Origin of the sequence: Sebaldella termitidis ATCC 33386 (genome assembly GCF_000024405.1) — a bacterium.
GTDB lineage: Bacteria > Fusobacteriota > Fusobacteriia > Fusobacteriales > Leptotrichiaceae > Sebaldella > Sebaldella termitidis.
The window spans coordinates 2,716,248-2,735,214 of sequence record NC_013517.1 but is presented as its reverse complement, the minus strand read 5'-3'; the positions used below and the strand labels follow the sequence as shown (position 1 = coordinate 2,735,214).

Here is an 18,967-nt window from a genome sequence, read left to right as displayed (position 1 = left end):
TAAAAGCAGAAAGAGAATAATTATATGATAATAATTCAGTGTCCGTGTTGTGGTTATTACACAATTTCAGTGGATGAAACTCAGGATATAATAATAGATTTTTGTGAAGTTTGTGGTTGGCAATATGATTGGGTAGCTCAGAAGTATCCAGATAGAATAATAGGACCTAACCATATATCTTTAAATGATGCAAAAAAATATTATAAGATATTTGGAGTATGTTGTGAAGGATTAAGAAAAAATGATTGGCGTGATCCTTTACCAGAAGAGTTTCCAGAAAATAACTCATAAATATTAATATAAAAAATGCTGATATGGTCAGCATTTTTAGTAAATAAAGAATAGTTTTTTGATTTCATTGTTGCATAGAAATTTAGTAAAGTAGGAGGTTAAAAGTGAGTAACAAAAGAAAAAAGGAATATATCAAAGAATTTTTAGTATGCTGCTTGGAATCTTCTTCATTATATGAGTTTTATATACATGCTGATACAGAACTGAGTAGTTTTAAAGTTTTATTTAATATAACAATCCGTTTAATAAATAAGGGTATTGTTATTTCCTATGATGCTGAAGGATTATTAAGTTCTCAAAAGGCACATGAGTACTTAGAAATAGAAGAAAATTGGAAAAAAATTATAGGACATGGTGAATTAGTTTTAGTTGAGGAGTCAGGATTTAGATATTTTAATGAACGAATTTATGAAATTGAAATAGACAATAGTGATTTTCCGAACTTCAAAATGAAAGAAATACTTTAAGTTTCATAGAATCATGCAAATAGAAAATTTATATTTTTGGAAAAAGGGTGGGGGAATTCAAGATCCATTACATAATGGACCTTATGTCAGAATACCAGAAACTCAAAATGGGACTGTGAGACTATCATTAAAAGGAAATACAGTATTAAAATGTGAAGGGGAGAAAGATGACTAAAAAGGAATTTTTAAAAGAAATGTTAATATCTGCAACTGAAGGTTTGACAATATTTGATTATTATAGCGAAAATGTAAGTACTGATTTAATCGATTTTGAAAACCTTAAAATAATATTTGATTATTATTTGGAAAATGGAGTAATAGGAATTTATTATAATAGCGAATATATGAAATTAAATGTGCTAAAAGAATTTTTGAAAGATAAAGATAATTGGAGTGAAACTGATTTAGATTATCAAGTAGTATTGACTGAAAAAGGATTAAATTATTTAAATAAAGTATTTTATGAAAAAATCGATAGCAAATCTTTTCCAGAATTTAATAGAATAATTGAAAATGAAGTACTTTTTTAAAATAGGAGGAGTAGCTATGAAAATATATGAGAAAAGGGGATTCAAGTCTCATACTGCTATAACAATGAGAAACCCCAAAAAAGGCTGGGAGATTTATCAAGAATTGGAGTTAAAAAACTATTTAATAAACTAGATTTATTTATATGCCAGAATTTACCTTAATATATAAATGAAAGAGATGAAGGGAAAAATAAACACTCCTAAAGTTAATTAGGAGTGTACCCGCATTACCAAAAATTTGTAATATGTTTTTAGTGTAAATTAATATATGTTACTATATAAGTATACTAGCATCTTTTAAATATAATTTCAATATTTTTTTTCATAACTATAATAATGATTTGTTTTGAAATATATTGATTCATAATGAAAATATTATAAGTATAATCAAATGAATATATAATTATTTGTATATAAAAATAAAAGTGATTTATATGCCTTAACAAAGATGTTATAAGTATAATGTATACATGAAAAGGCTTATTATAGAAATATAGGAACGCATGTTAATATATGCATATAATAAGTCTTCTATCTTGCAAAGATAGTGGTTATAGATAATTAGAACTCATAAGAGTTCTTTTTAATTTATGGAACCAAAATTATTGACATATGTTAATAATATGGTATAATGATTTTGAAGACATAAGTATTTAAAAGGAGTGTATATGGGAAGACCTACCAAAGGAAAGAGAATAAGCAAAATTCCACAATATCAAAAATTTTATGGTGAAAATAAATTTCAAGAAAAAATAGTTTTACTTGTAGAAGAATATGAAACTATAAGATTAATTGATTATTTGGGCTATTCTCAGGAAGAGTGTGCAAAGGAGATGCATATTGCTAGAACCAGTGTCCAGTCATTATACTCTGATGCCAGAAGAAAGTTAGCAAGATTTTTGATAGAGGGAATAGGTCTAGTTATATCCGGAGGAAATTATCAATTAAAAGAATTTACAAATAAAGAAAATATTAAAGGAGATGGGAAAATGATAATTGCAGTGACATATGACAATGGAAATGTAGGGCAGCATTTTGGGAAAACAGAATTTTTTAAAATTTATAGCGTAGAAGGAAAAAATATATTATCTCAGAAAGTAATAGATACCGATGGTCATGGTCATGGAGCTTTAGCAGGATATCTTAAAAAGCTTAATGTAGAAATACTTATCTGTGGCGGACTAGGCGGAGGAGCAAGAAATGCTTTAGCAGAAAGCGGAATAAAAATTTATCCGGGTGCTATAGGGAATGCTGACAGACAAGTGGAAGCTTTTCTAGAAGGAAACTTAGACTATAATGCTGACATTGCTTGTAATCATCATAATCATGAAGATGGACATTCTTGTGGACATAATCATAAATAACTGAGTAAATAAATTATAGTAAAATATAGTTTTTTTATATTAATTCGTGAAATAGTAATAATTAGTTTTATATACGTCAGTGTTAGAAGAAAAAGAATGCAGAATTGGTATACAAAGTTCTTACAGTAATAATAGGAAAAATATTTTATAGTAATAGAGGAAATCCAATATAGATATCTGGAAATAATATACAATCAGAAGTCTCTCTGAATATCATACAGATAAAATTCTTGATATAATATAAATAAAAAACATTTCTAAAGACTTATGCTTTTCCAGAAATATGATATAACAACAGTGAAAACGAGTATAGAAATTTAAAATTTTGTGATAATTAAGCTGGATATAAATCTGGCTTTTTTTACAATAATTTGCAGTTTAAGAAAAAGTATAAATCTTTATCTCGGATATATATTAGTAATAATCACTAAAGTTCTGTATTGGCAGTTCCTCGGCTCATACTGTCTTTTTTACTATTATAGTGTAATTTCTGCAGGTTTTTATGAAGAAAGTTTATGATTGAGGTCAAATAAATTCATAGTTATTAAGCTGTTTTGAAGGAAGAATATAAAAGCAGGGACAAAATTCCCTGCATATATGAATTTTTTTAATATTTCCAGAGTTCCTCAGAATTCCTGATATTTCCTTATAATATTCCCAGATTTTTACTACAAAACCTTTTATTTACCTGGAAATTGTTTCGCGATAAATATCAAGTCTTTTGCTACTGATTTATCCAGCTTTATAATGATATTTTTACCATTGTTTAGCACTAATTCCAGTGTAACTGCTGCATTATCATCTGCACCATCAAAATCAAGCGGACTATCAAATCCGTATCTTACTTTGTAACTGGGATTGGGAAAATATCCCTTGTACTCTTTTATTATCTCTTTACCATTTTTATTCTTAATTATCATTTTTATATTACCTGTAAAATCTTTTATCTCTTTTTTTAAAGTAATATCAAATGATTGACTATCTTTTAAATTCCCGTTTGAATACTTAGAAACATTAATATCCAGTACTAAACTCTCATAACCAGGTACTTTTATCTCATAAGCAGCACCATATGAAACACCGTCAATATAGTTTCCCTGTCCATCCTCCCCCCAAAAAGTAACTCCTCCTTTTAAAGGTCCTATGCTAGGTATACCATTTGGATAATATGGAGTTGAAAATATTATTGTTCCTAAGAATAACAATAATGTTACTATATTTTTCTTCATTTTATTCCTCCTTTTTTAACCGACTATATTTAAGTTTAGCATATTTAAATATTGAATAGCAATGGAAATTCAGATAGATTTCTTAGTTTATTTCCTTTTATAAGAGAATAAACTGGTCAAAAAATAAGTTATTCTAAAATAATCATAATATTGATGAAGTTCTCGATGTCTTTGGAGTATCATGGTTATAGCTTGGGAAGAGAAATCCTTATAACGATGCAGTAACAGAATTTGTCAGCAATACTATATTTAATACTTTAATTTTATTAAAAAAGAGGCTTTAAATTATGTGGAAGCCTCTTTTGAGTTAATTTTTCGCTACAATAATTCTTTATAACGTTTTACATAAAGGTTTTTGAGTATTGTTGCAAGAAACATATATAAAATAATTGTAAGTATAAGCCATCCGAAATACTCAAACGGCAGCGGAGCAAGTCCTATTTTAGCTCCGAATTTTGTAAACGGTATTATTGTCAGTAAAGCGATACCTGTAAATGTAAGAGAAAATACAGGAAAAGATGCCCGGCTCTGAATAAAAGGAATTTTTGGTGTTCTGATCATGTGGATTACTAATGTCTGTGACCACATAGATTCAATAAACCATCCGGCCTGAAAGACTGAGATATACAAAGCTCTTAGTGCTGTCTGCGACTCTGGTATTGAATTATATAAAACACCATTTGACACATATTTTGGACAAATAATAAAATACATTAATAAGTAAGTTGTTATATCAAAAACAGAACTGGCAGGACCAATCCAGATCATAAAATTTCCTACAGATGAAGCATCCCATTTTCTTGGTATTTTCAAAAATTCTTTATCTACATTATCCCAAGGGATAGCTATACAAGAAATGTCATAAATAAGATTTAAAAATATTAAGTGAATACTCATCATTGGTAAAAAAGGGATAAATGCACTTGCTGCTAAAACAGAAAACATATTTCCAAAATTAGAGCTAGCAGTCATTTTTATATATTTAATCATATTTGCATAAGTAATTCGACCTTCTATGATACCTTGTTTCAATATAGACAAATCTTTTTCCAAAAGAATAATATCGGCAGATTCCTTTGCAATATCTACGGCTGAATCAACAGAAATACCAATATCAGAAGCTTTCATTGCAGCTGCATCATTGATTCCGTCCCCCATAAATCCGACAGTATGTCCATTTGCCCTTAGAATATCTACAATTCTTTTCTTTTGATTTGGAGATAACTTAGCAAAAACATTAGTTTCTTCCGCGAGAATACTTAGTTCGGTATCTGTGAGGCTTTCAATTTCAGAACCTAATAAAATATTGTCCGCCTTTATACCGACTTGCTTGCAAATGCAGGCAGTAACTTTATCATTATCACCTGTAAGAATTTTTGTTGTGACACCATATTCAGATAATGACTTAATAGCTGCCGCTGCCGAATCTTTAGGCGGGTCAAGAAATGCCAGATATCCCATGAGAACCATATCTGTTTCATCTTTTACGGAAAAGGAATCTGCAGGTGAAGGATTAGTTTTCTGAGCTACTGCTATTACTCTCATCCCGTCTTCATTAAGCTCATCTGCAGTTTTCAAAATCTTTTCCTTTAATTCATAGGTAATTGGCTCTATATTCCCGCTATATTCTACAAATGAGCAGACAGACAGCATTTCTTCCACAGCACCTTTGGTTATCATCTGCTTCTTCCCGTTTGAATCAGATACCACTACACTCATTCTTCTTCTGTTAAAATCAAAAGGTATCTCATCTACTTTTTCATATTTTAAGGCCAGATCTTTTAATATATCTTCTGTTCCTTTTTCTTCCAGTGTTCTGTTAATAATGGCTATATCCATAAGATTTCTCAAACCGGTCTGATAATAGCTGTTTAAAAAAGCGTGTTTTAATACCCGTGTATCTTCTTTTCCCTGAACATCCAGATGATACTCAAGGATAACCTTATTTTGTGTGATAGTCCCAGTCTTATCAGTGCACAAAATGTCCATTGCACCAAAATTCTGTATAGAATTCAGATTTTTTATAATTGTTTTTTTCTTAGACATAGCCACTGCACCTTTTGCCAAACAAGTAGTAACTATCATAGGAAGCATTTCAGGAGTTAGTCCTACAGCAATAGATATTGCAAACAAAAAAGCTTCCATCCAGTTACCTTTTGTAAATCCATTGACAAATAATACAATCGGAACCATAACAAACATAAACCGAATAAGTACCCATGATACTGAATTGACCCCCTTTTCAAAGCTTGTTATCACAGGTTTATCCGAAATAGATTTTGCCATTGTTCCAAACATTGTATTTTGGCCAGTCGATACAACAACTCCTTTTGCAGTGCCGCTGACAACATTACTGCCCATAAAAAGAAGGTTTGGAAAATCTGTAAAAGAGTCATACTCTTTTTGGACAGCAGCAGGAAATTTTTCTATAGGCTCGCTTTCTCCGGTAAGAGAAGACTGACTGATAAATAAATCCTTGGCTTTTAGAATTCTCATATCTGCCGGAATCATATCTCCGGCAGCAAGATGGATTATATCTCCCACTACAACCTCATCCAGAGATATTTCTGTTTTCCCGTTATTATCTCTTTCTACACATGTTGTAGTAGTAATCATTTCCAGTAATTTTTGGGCTGCATTTCCAGAACGTGTTTCCTGAGTAAAACGAAGCAGTCCGCTTATAATTACCATTGTTATGATAATTATCAATGTTAAAAAATCAGCTTCGTCTGCATGGTTATTCATTACGGGAATCAAAATATCCATAACAAATGATATTGTTGCAAGAAACAGGAGAATCATAGTAAAAGGATTTATAAAAGCATTAAAAATTCTATGTATAAGTGACTTTTGATTTTGATATGCTATTTTATTATCCCCAAATATTTCCCTTTGTTTTTCAATATTCTCATTTTTTAATCCAGTATCAGAAGTTCCTAATTTTTTTAAAAGATCTGTGCTTTCTATACCAGCAAGAAATTTTAGTTTTGTGGAAATATTGTTATTAAAAACATTTTCCTGAGTTTTCATTTTGTTATTTTTCATTTTCTTTCCTCCTCTAAAGTGTAATTGTTTTAGAAGAGTGAAATTTTCATAGAAACGGAATGAGTGAATAAAGAGCGTTTTGCCTGCTGTTTATCACCATATGTTTTATAAAATTTTCACTCCTGCATAATTCGCCTTCATTCATTTTCTCATTCACCGCCTTTCAGATAAAAAAATTATATATTATATTTTACAAACAGGTTAACTATTTTTTATAAAGTTCAAATTTATTTATAGCTGTAATATTTATAATGCAGATACATATCCAGCAAAATATTGCGCCGGTAAGAAAATTACTTCTGAAAAGAATTGAAAATCCGGCCAAAGCCCATATAAGACCACAGATGACAAATAAAACCCCGATATTATAACAAAGTCCTTTTATATTAATTTTTTCTTTTTCACTGGAACTGAGGTTTTTAAACCCGTTAATTTTATCCTTTATTTTCAATGTAAAAAATAAAAAACTAATAAAAATCATAATAAAAGACATTACATAACATATATACATAATTGACCACTCCTTTTTAATTATCAAATAACTGCCATTTTACCACTGAAACATCCGGCTCTATAGTCAGTCTGGAAGCAATTTTTTCAATATAACTGTCATTTTTTTCCTGTGATAAAATTCCAGCCACTATTGTTACATTTTTCTTCTCTGTTTCATCAATACTGTTCAGAGAATGCAGCAATAGGTTTTTATCTTTATCAATACAGTTTATTAGTAATATCCGGATATTATTTTCTATTTTAGGCTTACAAATAATTACTATTTCATACTCAAGGTCACCATTTTTACTATGTTTAGCAGAAAATGCATATTTATCAATTTTGTTCCCAATCGGACGGAGTAAAAGATGACATATTAATATAAATCCTGTTCCTATTACTGCCTCTGTTATGTTACCCATCCCGCAAAAACTGCCAATTGCAGCAGAACACCATAATGTTGCGGCGGTGTTAAGACCTCTTACATTTACGCTGTCTTTCATAATAACCCCGGCTCCCAAAAATCCTATTCCACTGACAATATAAGCTGATATCCTTGCATCTGCTCCGTTTCCTATTCGAATAGATAAAATACAAAAGAGAGTTGCCCCCAGCGATACAAGGGCGTTAGTACGTAAACCCGCCATTCTTTGACGCCATTGTCTCTCCAGCCCTATTAAAGTTCCTAAAATAACTGATAAAGATAATTGCATTAATAAATTCATCATTTTTCTCACCTCCGGTTAGAATTTAAATTTAAAATAAAAAAGATCCGTTAAAACACGAATCCAAAAAAACATATGTATATTTATACAATGCAGTTTATCGTTCAAGTTTTAACTTCATAGGGCAATGAAATTACATTATTCTGAGCCTTATTCGACCCAGACTGTTCAGACCTGCTAAAAATGTCTCCATCTTTTCGCGGCAGTAATCCTTATCCCTATGTTAGCCTCACCTACCGATTATACTAACAAAAAATCCTATTCTGTAAAAATAAAAAAAGTTCGTCAAAACACGAACTAAAAATTACAAATCACTATAAAATGTAATCATCGTTCAAGTTTTAACTTCATAAGGCAATGAAATTGCATTATTCTGAGCCTTATTCGACCCAGACTGTTCAGACCTGCTAAAAATGTCTCCATCTTTTCGCGGCAGCAATCCTTATCCTTATGTTAGCCTCACCTACCGATTTTTCTCAGTATACACCTGAGATATTTTTTTGTCAAGATTTTTTTTATACAAAAAAATTATTATTTTATTCAAGTGTAGTATTTATCTTGAAAAAAATATTTTATTTTATTTACAAAATATATGGTAAAAGTATTAACTATATGTCAGATATGAAATCAAATTATGCTAACATTAGAAAATATCTTATTATATCTGTTATAGATGGTTGAAAGAAAATATTATTATCTATGTCAGGCGGAATACATCAGAAAATAAAGATTTGTAATCCGCATTGCTATATCCGCTCCTTTTAGAGTAACTTACCCATCCAAATATAGAAAAAGTACGTAAAAGAGGTGCTTTATTGTACAGATAAACTTATAGACCGGCAATGATTTTATTATAGTCGATAAACACGTATGGCAAATCATTAATTATTCTGTTTTTATGCCAGTCCAGATATTCTTGATGAGGGTTAACAGATTCATTCCTCCAGTGATTTTTCACAAATTTATATCCGTCCGTCATGCTATATTTCATAAACAAATTAAACTTTGGAATCCAATATTTATCGATTATATTTGCTTGCCTGTATCCTTTTAAATATGTTGTTAAAAATGATTCTGCAAATTCTGTACGCTCTTTTTCTGGCTTTGAACGTCCGAATATTTGTACCATAAAAAAAAGAGTACGTGCAATATCATTGGCATACCAGTCAAATCGGCAGTCATCAAAATCAAATAGTTTAATATGATCATTATCAACAAAAAAGTTATATAAATGTATATCGCTGTGAATTATTCCATAAGTATCCTTTGATACTGGAAGGGCCTGAATTTCAGTATAGTATCTTCGTTCAAACAGCTGAATATCTTCATCCGAAATCAATTCATCCCTGCAAAATGTATTGTCATCTCTGTTAACACACCATTCAAACTTTTGTTTTATTAGATTTTTGCTGTATTCTTTTGTTAATCTATGCATATTTCCCATTAATATACCTAGATCAAAAAATAATTTGTCATTAAATTCCATTGGGTTATTACAGTCAGCGATTTTACCATTCGCTTTTTCAAATAAACATAAAATATAGCTTTTATCATCAGCCTGAATAATTTCATAAAGATTATTATTGATACTTTTTATAGGCTTAACTATATTATTTAGCTTATTCGTTAAATAATTTACCCAGTGTAATTCAAAATCTATATGTGATTTTTTTTGGCTGCTGTATTCTGATACCCTTAATATAAAAGGAACTTGCTCTATTTCTATTTCAAATATTAAGTTTGCGGAATTCCCCAAAATGTTTTCATTTACCACTTTAGCATTATAAAGTGATTCAGCGTGCTGTAATAATAATTTATTATTTTTACTCATATATTTTCTCCTGTTAAAAATATAAATTTTTTCAATATACAAATATACTATAAAAGAGTATTATACCATGACTTATATAAGAAAAATAGGAATATATCCAAATTAAAAAATTAGAAAATAATAACAAGCAAGATAAAAAAAATTGACAATATCTTTTTATTTGTGTTATTATTCGTATAACCGGTTTAACGAATATAAAGAATGGAGAAAAATATGGAAATGTTTATAAAAGGATTTAATTCTATAATGGATATTTTTTTTAAAATGACTTGGTTAAATGATTTGTCTGGGCTTATAGTACAAAAATTACTAAGACTTGACTTAGCTTCTCAAATAGGTGGAAGTATTCAGTTTTTTATATTTGATACTATAAAAATATTTATATTATTGACATTATTAATATATGGGATTTCTTATATACAAAGCTATTTTCCGCCCGAAAGAACTAAAAAATTATTAGGAAATATGAAAGGAATTAAAGGTAGAATAGTAGGAGCTTTATTAGGAACGATAACACCTTTCTGCAGCTGTTCGAGCATTCCTATTTTTATAGGATTTACAGCTTCAGGATTATCATTAGGAACTACTTTTTCATTTTTAATTTCCTCACCATTAGTGGATCTCGGAAGTTTTTTGTTATTAATGTCTTTTTTTGGATTTAAGATAGCGTTTGTATATGTTTTAGTGGGATTAGTACTGGCTGTTGCAGGCGGTGGTATAATAGACCATTTAAATTTAGAATCACAGGTAGAGGAATATGTGAGGGAAATGCCTGATGTTGATGGTGAGCTGGAAACCATGACAAAAAGAAAAAGACATGAGTTTGCCAAGGAACAGGTAAAAGATATATTTAAAAAAGTATGGCCTTATGTAATAATCGGAGTAGGAATAGGAGCACTGATTCATAACTGGATACCGCAGGAATTAATAGAAAATCTAATAGGGAATAATAATAAATTTGCTGTATTAATATCAACAATACTAGGAATACCGATGTATGCAGATATATTCGGTACTATTCCGATAGCAGAAGCTTTATTTTTAAAAGGAGTAGGAATAGGAACAATATTATCTTTTATGATGGCAGTTACAGCACTGTCTCTGCCTTCAGTAATAATGTTAAGTAAAGTGGTAAAGCCAAAGTTATTAACGATTTTTGTTTTAATAGTAGGTATAGGAATAATAATAATCGGATATTCTTTTAATTTTTTCGGTTATATGTTTATATAATTTAAAGGAGGAAAAAAATATGAAAATTAAAGTTTTGGGAAGCGGATGCAAAAATTGTCAAAATTTAGAAAAAAATGTTAAAGAGGCTTTGAAAGAAAGCGGAAAAGAAGCAGAGGTGGAAAAGGTAACAGATATGAAAGAGATTTTGAAATTCGGCGTAATGAAAACTCCTGCCTTGGTAATTGATGAAAAAGTAGTAATTTCCGGAAGAGTAGCAACAATAAAAGAATTAAAAGAAATTATTTAATAAAAGTATGGAGGTAAATAATGGTTAATATTGCGGACCAGTTAAAAGCTTTGTCAGATGAAACCAGATTAAGAATAGTTAATCTGTTATATGATAAGGAATTATGCGTGTGTGATATTTTAAAGGTTCTTGATATCACACAGACAAAAGCTTCAAGACATTTGGCATATCTGAAAAATAACGGTTTTGTCAGGGACAGAAAAGAAGCTCAATGGTCACATTATGCATTGATAAAAAAGGAAAATGAGCTATTAAAAGTATTGGTAGAGAATTATTTGAGAAAAGAAAGCATATATCAGGAAGATTTAGAAAATTTAGAAAAGTATTTTGCAGTTAAGAAAGAAAAATGTGATATCTAAGCAATAATTTTAAAAAAATTAAGAATTTAAATATTATTATTTCTTTAGAGTTAGAAAAAAATATATATGAGCTGTTATAGCTAAAGTTGAAAGAATTTAGATACTGTTTAGTAAGAAAGATGATATTTATCAATACTCAAATATTTATAAAAACACAAAACTCAGATAAGTCCAGTACGGACATGAGAAGGGGAAAAGAGAGCTGTATCAACACTAGGAAAAGCATTATATTCTCTAAAGCTTCAACCAGATTTTTATTGGAAATAAAATTAAAGTACGTTATTTTATTTATAGCAGCCAGGATAAAATTATTTAAATTTTCCATAAGATAAGTATTTTTCTGAGTTATTAATATTTTTAGGTAGAATATTTAGAATTTTATCTGATAGTTTATCATGTTTGCTAAGAATACTTCTTGTTATTTTTTGTAAAATGCGTTATAATAGTTTATTGAATAATATTTTTTTTATTGGTTTGACAATAGTATTTGATTATGATATAAGTATGCATCAAATACGAATAAAAATATAATATCGAATTGCCTTTTAGTAATAACTATGAGGCAATTTATAATTTAAATCATAATCTATCATTTATTTTTATGATCTGTTAAAAGAGTTTATATTTATTTATATAATAGTTGCATTTTTAAAATTTTCATGATATATTTTAATTCTAGTGCCAAACGCTAGTAACAGTGAGATAACAGAATAGCGGTTATCTCTTTTTAAATTTTTCGGATATTTTAGTTTTAAGTTTTTCGAAATCAAATAAATCAGAAAGCTTTTTTAGTATTATTAAGTTTGATCATTTTATAACAGCAAGATTTTATATTTTTATCATTTAAAATTCGTTTTCAGGTATAATTACTCTACAAAATTACTGGTTGAGCTTTTGATAAATGTTGTTTTTTGTTTATAATATGCTTTAGATATATTGATATTAGTCTAATGTTTTTAAAAATATCAATTTTTTTCCTGAAGAATTATATATAAAAATATTTTTTTTTCCTGTATTATATATATTCCCTTAAAGGTTAACGTCTACTGAACTATGTAGGTGTGTTGAAAGAAGTAGTTTAACTACTTCTTTTTTTATATTTTTATTGAAAATATAAATGTAAAATCAATATTTTATTCTTTGCATAAAATACTGAATGTATTAAACAATAAAGAGATAGTATATTTTTATATATCCGATGAGAAAAATAAAAAGGGTAATAAAGAAACTAAATAAATTAACAGATCTAGCGGAAAACTTAAAATCGAAAAAATTAAGCAAAAAACTGATAATGAATTTTATAGAGTTAAAAATAAGTATAAAGGGATTGAATAAAAATAGTATTTCTTTATCTAATTTTTCATGATGAAAAGTAATATTTGAAATAATTTCATCATAGAAGCTGATTCCGAATTTATGTATTTTTTCTTCTTGTTCATTAGGACATAGAGTTTCATTGATTTTCATAAAAGAATGTAATTTTGAATAAAGTTTTAAATTTCTGTCAAATTCAGGAAAGAATCGAATAGTTTTAGTGCTGTGAGCTAGTTTGCGATATCCGGTATGCTGTATATATTTTAAATTTGATTTTGATTTTTGAAAATACATTTGGTTAAAAATGATAAAAAAATACCTTTTGAAGTTTTTCAGGAGATTTAAATTATGAATAACATTATAAATTTTAAAAAATTGGATCATTATTCCAGATAGTAAAAAACTGAAAAAAATTTTTATATACATAAAAATCACCTCTTCATCTAATAAAATTATAGCATGAAAAAGTGAAAAGAATGAATGAAAAATTATAGATAATCTAAAAATAAAAAGAGTTATAAGTATTGGAATTCATAGCTTCAATATAAATAACCGATTTGTTGTTTCTACAAAAATAGAAGAAGGAATTAATTGATTAGGATAAAGTATAGTGTATTACAAAAAAACTGTGAATAATGAAAACTGAATATTCAATTTTATTAAACTTCACAAAAAATACATATAAAGGTGTTAAGATAAATTATTATTATAATTTCTAGGAGGTAAAATGAAAAAAGCAGTACTGGCACTATTTTTAATGTTAATGAGTTTAACGTTGGGGAATAATTTAGAGAAATATGAGTCAAAACAGGTTTTTGAACAGGGAATGAAATATTTAGTAGCCCAGGATTATAAGGCTTACAGACAAGATCCTGAAATGTTAATCTTTATGGAAATGGCATCCAATGAAAATGAATTTAAGGCAATGAGCGGATACTCAAAGAAAAATAAATATGAAGTTACAAAAGTAAGTGAATCAAAAAATAAAAGTACACTGAATGTAAAAGTAAATTATGTTTCATATGATAATCTTTCAGACGATGAATTTGTTTCAGCTTTTTTAGAATCACTTAACGATCTAGGGATTTCACCAGATAGTATTAATAATAAAAATGCAATATTGATTTATGAAAAATTATATGAAAAATATGGACATAAAGGAGTATTAAAAACAAAAAATATAAAAGTGACTATGGATAAAATTAATGGTTTGTGGAAAGTAAATTATGATAAAAATCTGGATCTTATTTCTACACTTTCAGTATTTCCGACTAAATTTTTTAATGTAATGATGAGATAAAATTGATTAATTAAATAATAAAAAACAAGACTGTTTATATTTAGTCTTGTTTTTTATTATATCTTTAAGTTATAAACTAAATTTATTAAATTGCAAATGATTAATGAAAAATCGTTTGCATTTTTTGATCAGTTATGTTAACATGCTTTGAAATTTAGAATTGGAGGGAAGTTATGCCTATTGGGATTATTACTAACGCGTCGGCAATTTTACTTGGGGGGATAATTGGAGGAATATTTGGGAAGCACTTCCCGGAACGTATACGTACAAATCTTACATTTATATTCGGCGTAGCATCAATGGCTATAGGAATAAATCTGATCGTAAAGCTGCATTCTCTGCCGAGTATTGTTCTTTCTGTTATTTTAGGGACTTTTATTGGAGAAATGATTGATTTAGAACACTGGATGGAAGTTTTTACTGTTAAAATAAAACTGTTTATAGAAAAAATTTCTGGTAAAAACAGTTCCGAGGATGATATGTTTATTCAGAAATATGTTAGTCTGGTTGTACTGTTTTGTACAGGCTCTACGGGAATTCTCGGTTCTATGGCAGAGGCTATGACCGGAGATCACAGTATCCTGCTTGCCAAGGCAGTGCTTGATATTTTTACATCAGCTATTTTTGCGGCATCATTAGGATTTTTAGTAGCTGGAATTGCTGTTCCGCAGTTTTTATTTTTTATGGCATTGTATTTATTGTCAGGCTTTATCCTTCCGCTGACTACTCCGGAAGCACTTAATGATTTTATGTCATGCGGAGGAATTATTGCCCTTGCCACAGGTTTCAGAATTTGTGAAATGAAATATATAAGAATTACAAATATGCTTCCTTCATTGTTAATTGTTATTCCTATTTCAAAATTATGGGGAATGTTTTTCTGAGAATGTTTAATAAGATAATATTTAATAAAAAAACTCTTCGGAGTTTTTTTATTATGCAGATAAATTATTATATCTGTGGTATCACCATTAATTAAAGATAAAATTCAAAGTATTTATATTTGCAATATAATCTGAAGATTATTCAAAAAATAACAAAAATATAAAAACTTTAAAAAGTTTTCTACAAAAATATCTTGACATAATTTATCAGATTAGATATAATTCGTTTAAACATATGAACACATGAATATATATTCAAATAAAAAACTTAACTCATGACTCATGGAACAGATATTGGGAGAAAAAATGATCAATAAAAAAGAAATAACTGAATTAGCAGAACTTTTTAAAATATTTTCCAGTGAGACAAGATTGAAAATATTATACCTTTTAATAGATACTGAAATGTGTGTACATGACATAGCAAAATTGATTAACATGAATCAATCGGCTGTTTCACATCAATTAGCTGTACTCAGAGAGGCACATTTAGTAAGATACGAAAGAAAAGGAAGAGTATTATTCTATTCACTAAAAAAATCATATGTTAGAAAAGTTTTAACACAAATAATTGAAACTAAAAATTCGGAGGTAGAAAAATGAAAAAAACATTCAGACTAGAAAACTTGGATTGTGCCAATTGTGCAGCAAAAATTGAAAGATCTGTTCAAAAGGTGGAAGGTGTTAACAGTGTTAATGTGAATTTTATGACTGCAAAGATGAATCTTGAACTTGTTGACGAAAATTCAGATTCTGTAATAGAGGAAATAAAAAAAACTGTAAAAAAAATAGAGTCTGCAGTTATAATTAAAAAATAAAATAAAAAAAAGGAGGGTACTGAAATGAAATATAGAAACAGGATTTTAAAAATTATAGTAGGATCATTTTTCTTTATTGTAGGTCTTTTTCCGGCTTTTGATGATAAAATGGTACTTTTGTTTCCGGGTATTAATCCCGGCATAGTATTATTATCGATTTATCTTACAGCATATTTGATTGTCGGGGGAGATGTTGTTTTAAAAGCAGTAAAAAATATATTAAACGGTCAGATTTTTGATGAAAACTTTCTAATGTCAATTGCAACTATAGGAGCCTTTATAATTGGAGAGTATCCTGAAGGGGTAGCTGTAATGCTGTTTTATCAAATCGGGGAGCTGTTTCAGGATTATGCTGTCAATAAATCCAGAAAATCAATAGCAGATCTTATGGATATAAGACCTGATTATGCAAATATAAAACGCGGCAATAAAATCATCAGAGTCGATCCTGACGAAGTTAAAGTAGGGGAAATAATTATTATAAAGCCCGGAGAAAAAATTGCATTGGATGGAAAAGTTGCCAGCGGAAATTCGACAATTAATACTTCAGCTTTAACCGGAGAATCTTTACCGCGGGAAGTCTCGGAAGGAGACGAAGTTCTAAGCGGGTGTATAAATATGAGCGGGGTAATTACCGTTAAAGTTTCCAAAGAATTCGGGGAATCAACGGTTTCTAAAATATTGGATTTAGTGGAAAATGCCAGCAGTAAAAAATCGGAATCTGAAAAATTTATAACTAAATTTGCAAAATATTATACTCCGGCAGTAGTTATAATTGCAGCTTTTCTGGCAGTTATTCCGCCGCTTATATTGAAAGATGCAGTATTTTATGACTGGTTATACAGAGCACTGATTTTCCTTGTTATATCTTGTCCCTGTGCACTTGTCATTTCAATACCGCTTGGTTTTTTCGGAGGTATCGGAGGGGCTTCGGCACACGGGGTTCTGGTAAAAGGAAGTAATTATCTGGAAGCTCTTTCCAAAACAGAAACAGTCGTTTTTGATAAAACAGGGACTTTAACAAAAGGAGTCTTTAATGTAACCGAAATAGTCACTGAGGGTATAACAAAAGAAGAGTTACTGGAAATGGCTGCTTATGCAGAAAGTTATTCGAATCATCCCATTTCAGTTTCTTTATTAAAAGCTTACGGAAAGAAAATAGACAATTCAAAAATTTCTGATGTGGAAGAAATTCCCGGACATGGCGTAAAAGCTGCTGTGTATAATAAAATTATTCTGGCAGGAAATGCTAAATTGATGAAAAGCAAAGGAATAAAGTATGCTGACAGTGATAATATAACAGGTACAATAGTTCATATAGCAATAGACGGAATTTATAAGGGATATATAGTAATATCCGATGAAATAAAAGCTGATTCAAAAAAAGCAATTGAAAATCTGAAAAAACTCGGAATTCAGAAAACTGTTATGCTGACAGGAGATTCAAGGAAAGTAGGAGAAAAGGTCGCGGAGGAATTAGGACTTGATCTGGTTTATGCTGAATTGCTTCCGGGGGATAAAGTAGAAAAGGTAGAAAAATTATTGGCAGAAAAGCCTAAAAATAAAAATCTTTCATTTGTCGGAGATGGTATAAACGATGCACCAGTACTTGCAAGGGCAGATGTTGGAATTGCCATGGGCGGATTAGGATCAGATGCAGCTATTGAAGCAGCAGATATAGTTATAATGAATGATGAACCGTCTAAGATAGCAACAACTATAAAAATTGCCAAAAAAACACTTAATATTGTAAGGCAGAATATTTTCTTTGCACTTATTGTAAAGCTGATAGTATTGATTTTAGGTGCCGGAGGTATAGCGACTATGTGGGAAGCAATTTTTGCCGATGTAGGTGTGTCAGTTCTTGCTATTTTAAATGCTATGAGAGCTATGAAATTTAAAGATGAAGAATAGTACATAATTTCAAAAATATAAAATTTAGATAAAAATCCCGCTTAACTAAATTATTATATATCAGAAAATCAGCTGTTAAAAAATTGTGATATAATAAAGCCCTTTAAAGAGGGCTTTTTATTTAAAAAAATCTTCATAATGAACAGCTGAAAGCAAATTATTTTTGTCGGATTTATCAACTTAATATCAGCTGTTAAATAAAGAGAATACTTGACATTATAAAAATCTATAATTGATATCTGTAAGTTATTTATAATAGGGAAATAACAAAAATCTAAGTATTAAAAAGTATAATTTTCTAACTAGGGAAAGTATGGATTTTAAAATTTAATAAAAGTAAGAAAAATGAAAAATATTGTTTTAAATGTCAAAATCTTAAATAAGTATATTTTTAAAATCTCCATTAACCGGATGTTATCCGAATGGGAATTTTAAATTTCTAGTGTTAGAATCACTATATAAAATAAAGAGGCAATCGGAGGTATCACTATGGTAAAGATAAAAGAAAAAGAAAACACGGGAAATAAGTTTTATACATCTCAGGAAATGCAGATAATAAAAGAAAAAATATCAGGAATAAAAACTCCTAATAATAACAGAACCCAGAAGGTGACAGATTTAATAAATAAATTCGGAGAAGAAAGTGTCAAAAAATTAATAGAAGGAGAAGTATATTTATTAAAAAATTCAATGATACTGACTGGAAATAAAGAGGGGTATAATTTGATTAACGGGAATGAGGGACAAATAACAGACTATACTTTCAAGAATCAGAATGAAATATTGAGATATTCAATGTATGAATATATAGAGCTGTTAAATAATAATACAGTATTGTAACAAAAAGAATTTTTACATCTGAATATTTTTATGAAATAAAAAAGTGATTAAAAAAAGCAGTAAACAGTTTAAAAATATTTTGAATGA

General features: G+C 28.9%; 19 protein-coding genes and 2 riboswitches. Of the genes, 14 read left to right on the top strand and 5 right to left on the bottom strand.

The window, feature by feature from the left end; translation table 11 throughout:
* The first annotated feature begins 24 nt into the window (after positions 1-24).
* From STERM_RS12630 to STERM_RS12615, 5 genes are all read left to right on the top strand, one after another.
* Complete coding sequence (locus tag STERM_RS12630; protein WP_012862018.1) at positions 25-291, top strand: CPCC family cysteine-rich protein; 267 nt, start codon at positions 25-27, stop codon at positions 289-291.
* A 104-nt stretch (positions 292-395) separates the two neighbouring features.
* Positions 396-758: a hypothetical protein gene (locus tag STERM_RS12625; protein WP_012862017.1), complete on the top strand. Its 363-nt coding sequence runs from the start codon at positions 396-398 to the stop codon at positions 756-758.
* A 13-nt stretch (positions 759-771) separates the two neighbouring features.
* Positions 772-933 (top strand): hypothetical protein, encoded by a 162-nt coding sequence (locus STERM_RS22225; protein ID WP_169305408.1) that lies wholly within the window; start codon positions 772-774, stop codon positions 931-933.
* The gene (locus tag STERM_RS12620; RefSeq protein WP_012862016.1) at positions 926-1,288 is read left to right on the top strand and encodes a hypothetical protein; all 363 of its coding nucleotides are present in this window, start codon (positions 926-928) and stop codon (positions 1,286-1,288) included. Before STERM_RS22225 ends, STERM_RS12620 begins: the two co-directional genes overlap by 8 nt.
* Positions 1,289-1,956: 668 nt before the next feature.
* On the top strand, positions 1,957-2,652 hold the full coding sequence (locus STERM_RS12615) for a DUF134 domain-containing protein (protein ID WP_012862015.1): 696 nt from the start codon (positions 1,957-1,959) through the stop codon (positions 2,650-2,652).
* A 680-nt stretch (positions 2,653-3,332) separates the two neighbouring features.
* Here STERM_RS12615 and STERM_RS12610 read toward each other — a convergent pair.
* The 5 genes from STERM_RS12610 to STERM_RS12590 form a co-directional block, all read right to left on the bottom strand.
* Positions 3,333-3,881: a hypothetical protein gene (locus STERM_RS12610; RefSeq protein ID WP_012862014.1), complete on the bottom strand. Its 549-nt coding sequence runs from the start codon at positions 3,879-3,881 to the stop codon at positions 3,333-3,335.
* A gap of 318 nt (positions 3,882-4,199) precedes the next feature.
* Positions 4,200-6,926, bottom strand: a complete 2,727-nt coding sequence (gene mgtA, locus STERM_RS12605) for a magnesium-translocating P-type ATPase (RefSeq protein ID WP_012862013.1) — start codon at positions 6,924-6,926, stop codon at positions 4,200-4,202.
* 205 nt (positions 6,927-7,131) lie between these two features.
* Positions 7,132-7,419, bottom strand: a complete 288-nt coding sequence (locus STERM_RS22840) for a DUF3784 domain-containing protein (protein ID WP_370452880.1) — start codon at positions 7,417-7,419, stop codon at positions 7,132-7,134.
* A 34-nt stretch (positions 7,420-7,453) separates the two neighbouring features.
* On the bottom strand, positions 7,454-8,146 hold the full coding sequence (locus tag STERM_RS12595) for an MgtC/SapB family protein (protein WP_012862011.1): 693 nt from the start codon (positions 8,144-8,146) through the stop codon (positions 7,454-7,456).
* A gap of 85 nt (positions 8,147-8,231) precedes the next feature.
* Positions 8,232-8,391, bottom strand: a riboswitch (M-box (ykoK) riboswitch).
* Positions 8,392-8,462: 71 nt separating this feature from the next.
* A riboswitch (M-box (ykoK) riboswitch) is annotated at positions 8,463-8,621 on the bottom strand.
* A gap of 351 nt (positions 8,622-8,972) precedes the next feature.
* Positions 8,973-9,974, bottom strand: a complete 1,002-nt coding sequence (locus STERM_RS12590) for a phosphotransferase enzyme family protein (protein WP_012862010.1) — start codon at positions 9,972-9,974, stop codon at positions 8,973-8,975.
* Between the two features lie 213 nt (positions 9,975-10,187).
* On the opposite strand from STERM_RS12590, the gene STERM_RS12585 reads away from it, so the two are divergent.
* The 9 genes from STERM_RS12585 to STERM_RS12540 all read left to right on the top strand — a co-directional run bounded on the left by STERM_RS12585 (position 10,188) and on the right by STERM_RS12540 (position 18,880).
* Entirely contained in the window at positions 10,188-11,204 is a 1,017-nt protein-coding gene (locus tag STERM_RS12585; RefSeq protein ID WP_012862009.1) for a permease, read from the top strand.
* A 19-nt stretch (positions 11,205-11,223) separates the two neighbouring features.
* Entirely contained in the window at positions 11,224-11,451 is a 228-nt protein-coding gene (locus STERM_RS12580) for a thioredoxin family protein (protein ID WP_012862008.1), read from the top strand.
* A 20-nt stretch (positions 11,452-11,471) separates the two neighbouring features.
* Positions 11,472-11,810 (top strand): ArsR/SmtB family transcription factor, encoded by a 339-nt coding sequence (locus tag STERM_RS12575; protein ID WP_012862007.1) that lies wholly within the window; start codon positions 11,472-11,474, stop codon positions 11,808-11,810.
* 2,041 nt (positions 11,811-13,851) lie between these two features.
* Entirely contained in the window at positions 13,852-14,424 is a 573-nt protein-coding gene (locus tag STERM_RS12565; RefSeq protein ID WP_012862005.1) for an SIMPL domain-containing protein, read from the top strand.
* A 173-nt stretch (positions 14,425-14,597) separates the two neighbouring features.
* Positions 14,598-15,308 carry a DUF554 domain-containing protein gene (locus STERM_RS12560; protein WP_012862004.1) on the top strand — a complete coding sequence of 237 codons (711 nt, stop codon included), beginning with the start codon at positions 14,598-14,600 and terminating at the stop codon, positions 15,306-15,308.
* A gap of 306 nt (positions 15,309-15,614) precedes the next feature.
* Complete coding sequence (locus STERM_RS12555) at positions 15,615-15,911, top strand: ArsR/SmtB family transcription factor (protein WP_169305407.1); 297 nt, start codon at positions 15,615-15,617, stop codon at positions 15,909-15,911.
* Positions 15,908-16,126 carry a cation transporter gene (locus tag STERM_RS22715; RefSeq protein ID WP_012862002.1) on the top strand — a complete coding sequence of 73 codons (219 nt, stop codon included), beginning with the start codon at positions 15,908-15,910 and terminating at the stop codon, positions 16,124-16,126. The genes STERM_RS12555 and STERM_RS22715 overlap by 4 nt, the downstream gene beginning before the upstream one ends.
* 24 nt (positions 16,127-16,150) lie before the next feature.
* Positions 16,151-18,040, top strand: a complete 1,890-nt coding sequence (locus STERM_RS12545) for a heavy metal translocating P-type ATPase (protein WP_012862001.1) — start codon at positions 16,151-16,153, stop codon at positions 18,038-18,040.
* Positions 18,041-18,529: 489 nt separating this feature from the next.
* Complete coding sequence (locus tag STERM_RS12540; RefSeq protein ID WP_012862000.1) at positions 18,530-18,880, top strand: hypothetical protein; 351 nt, start codon at positions 18,530-18,532, stop codon at positions 18,878-18,880.
* Positions 18,881-18,967 lie beyond the last annotated feature (87 nt).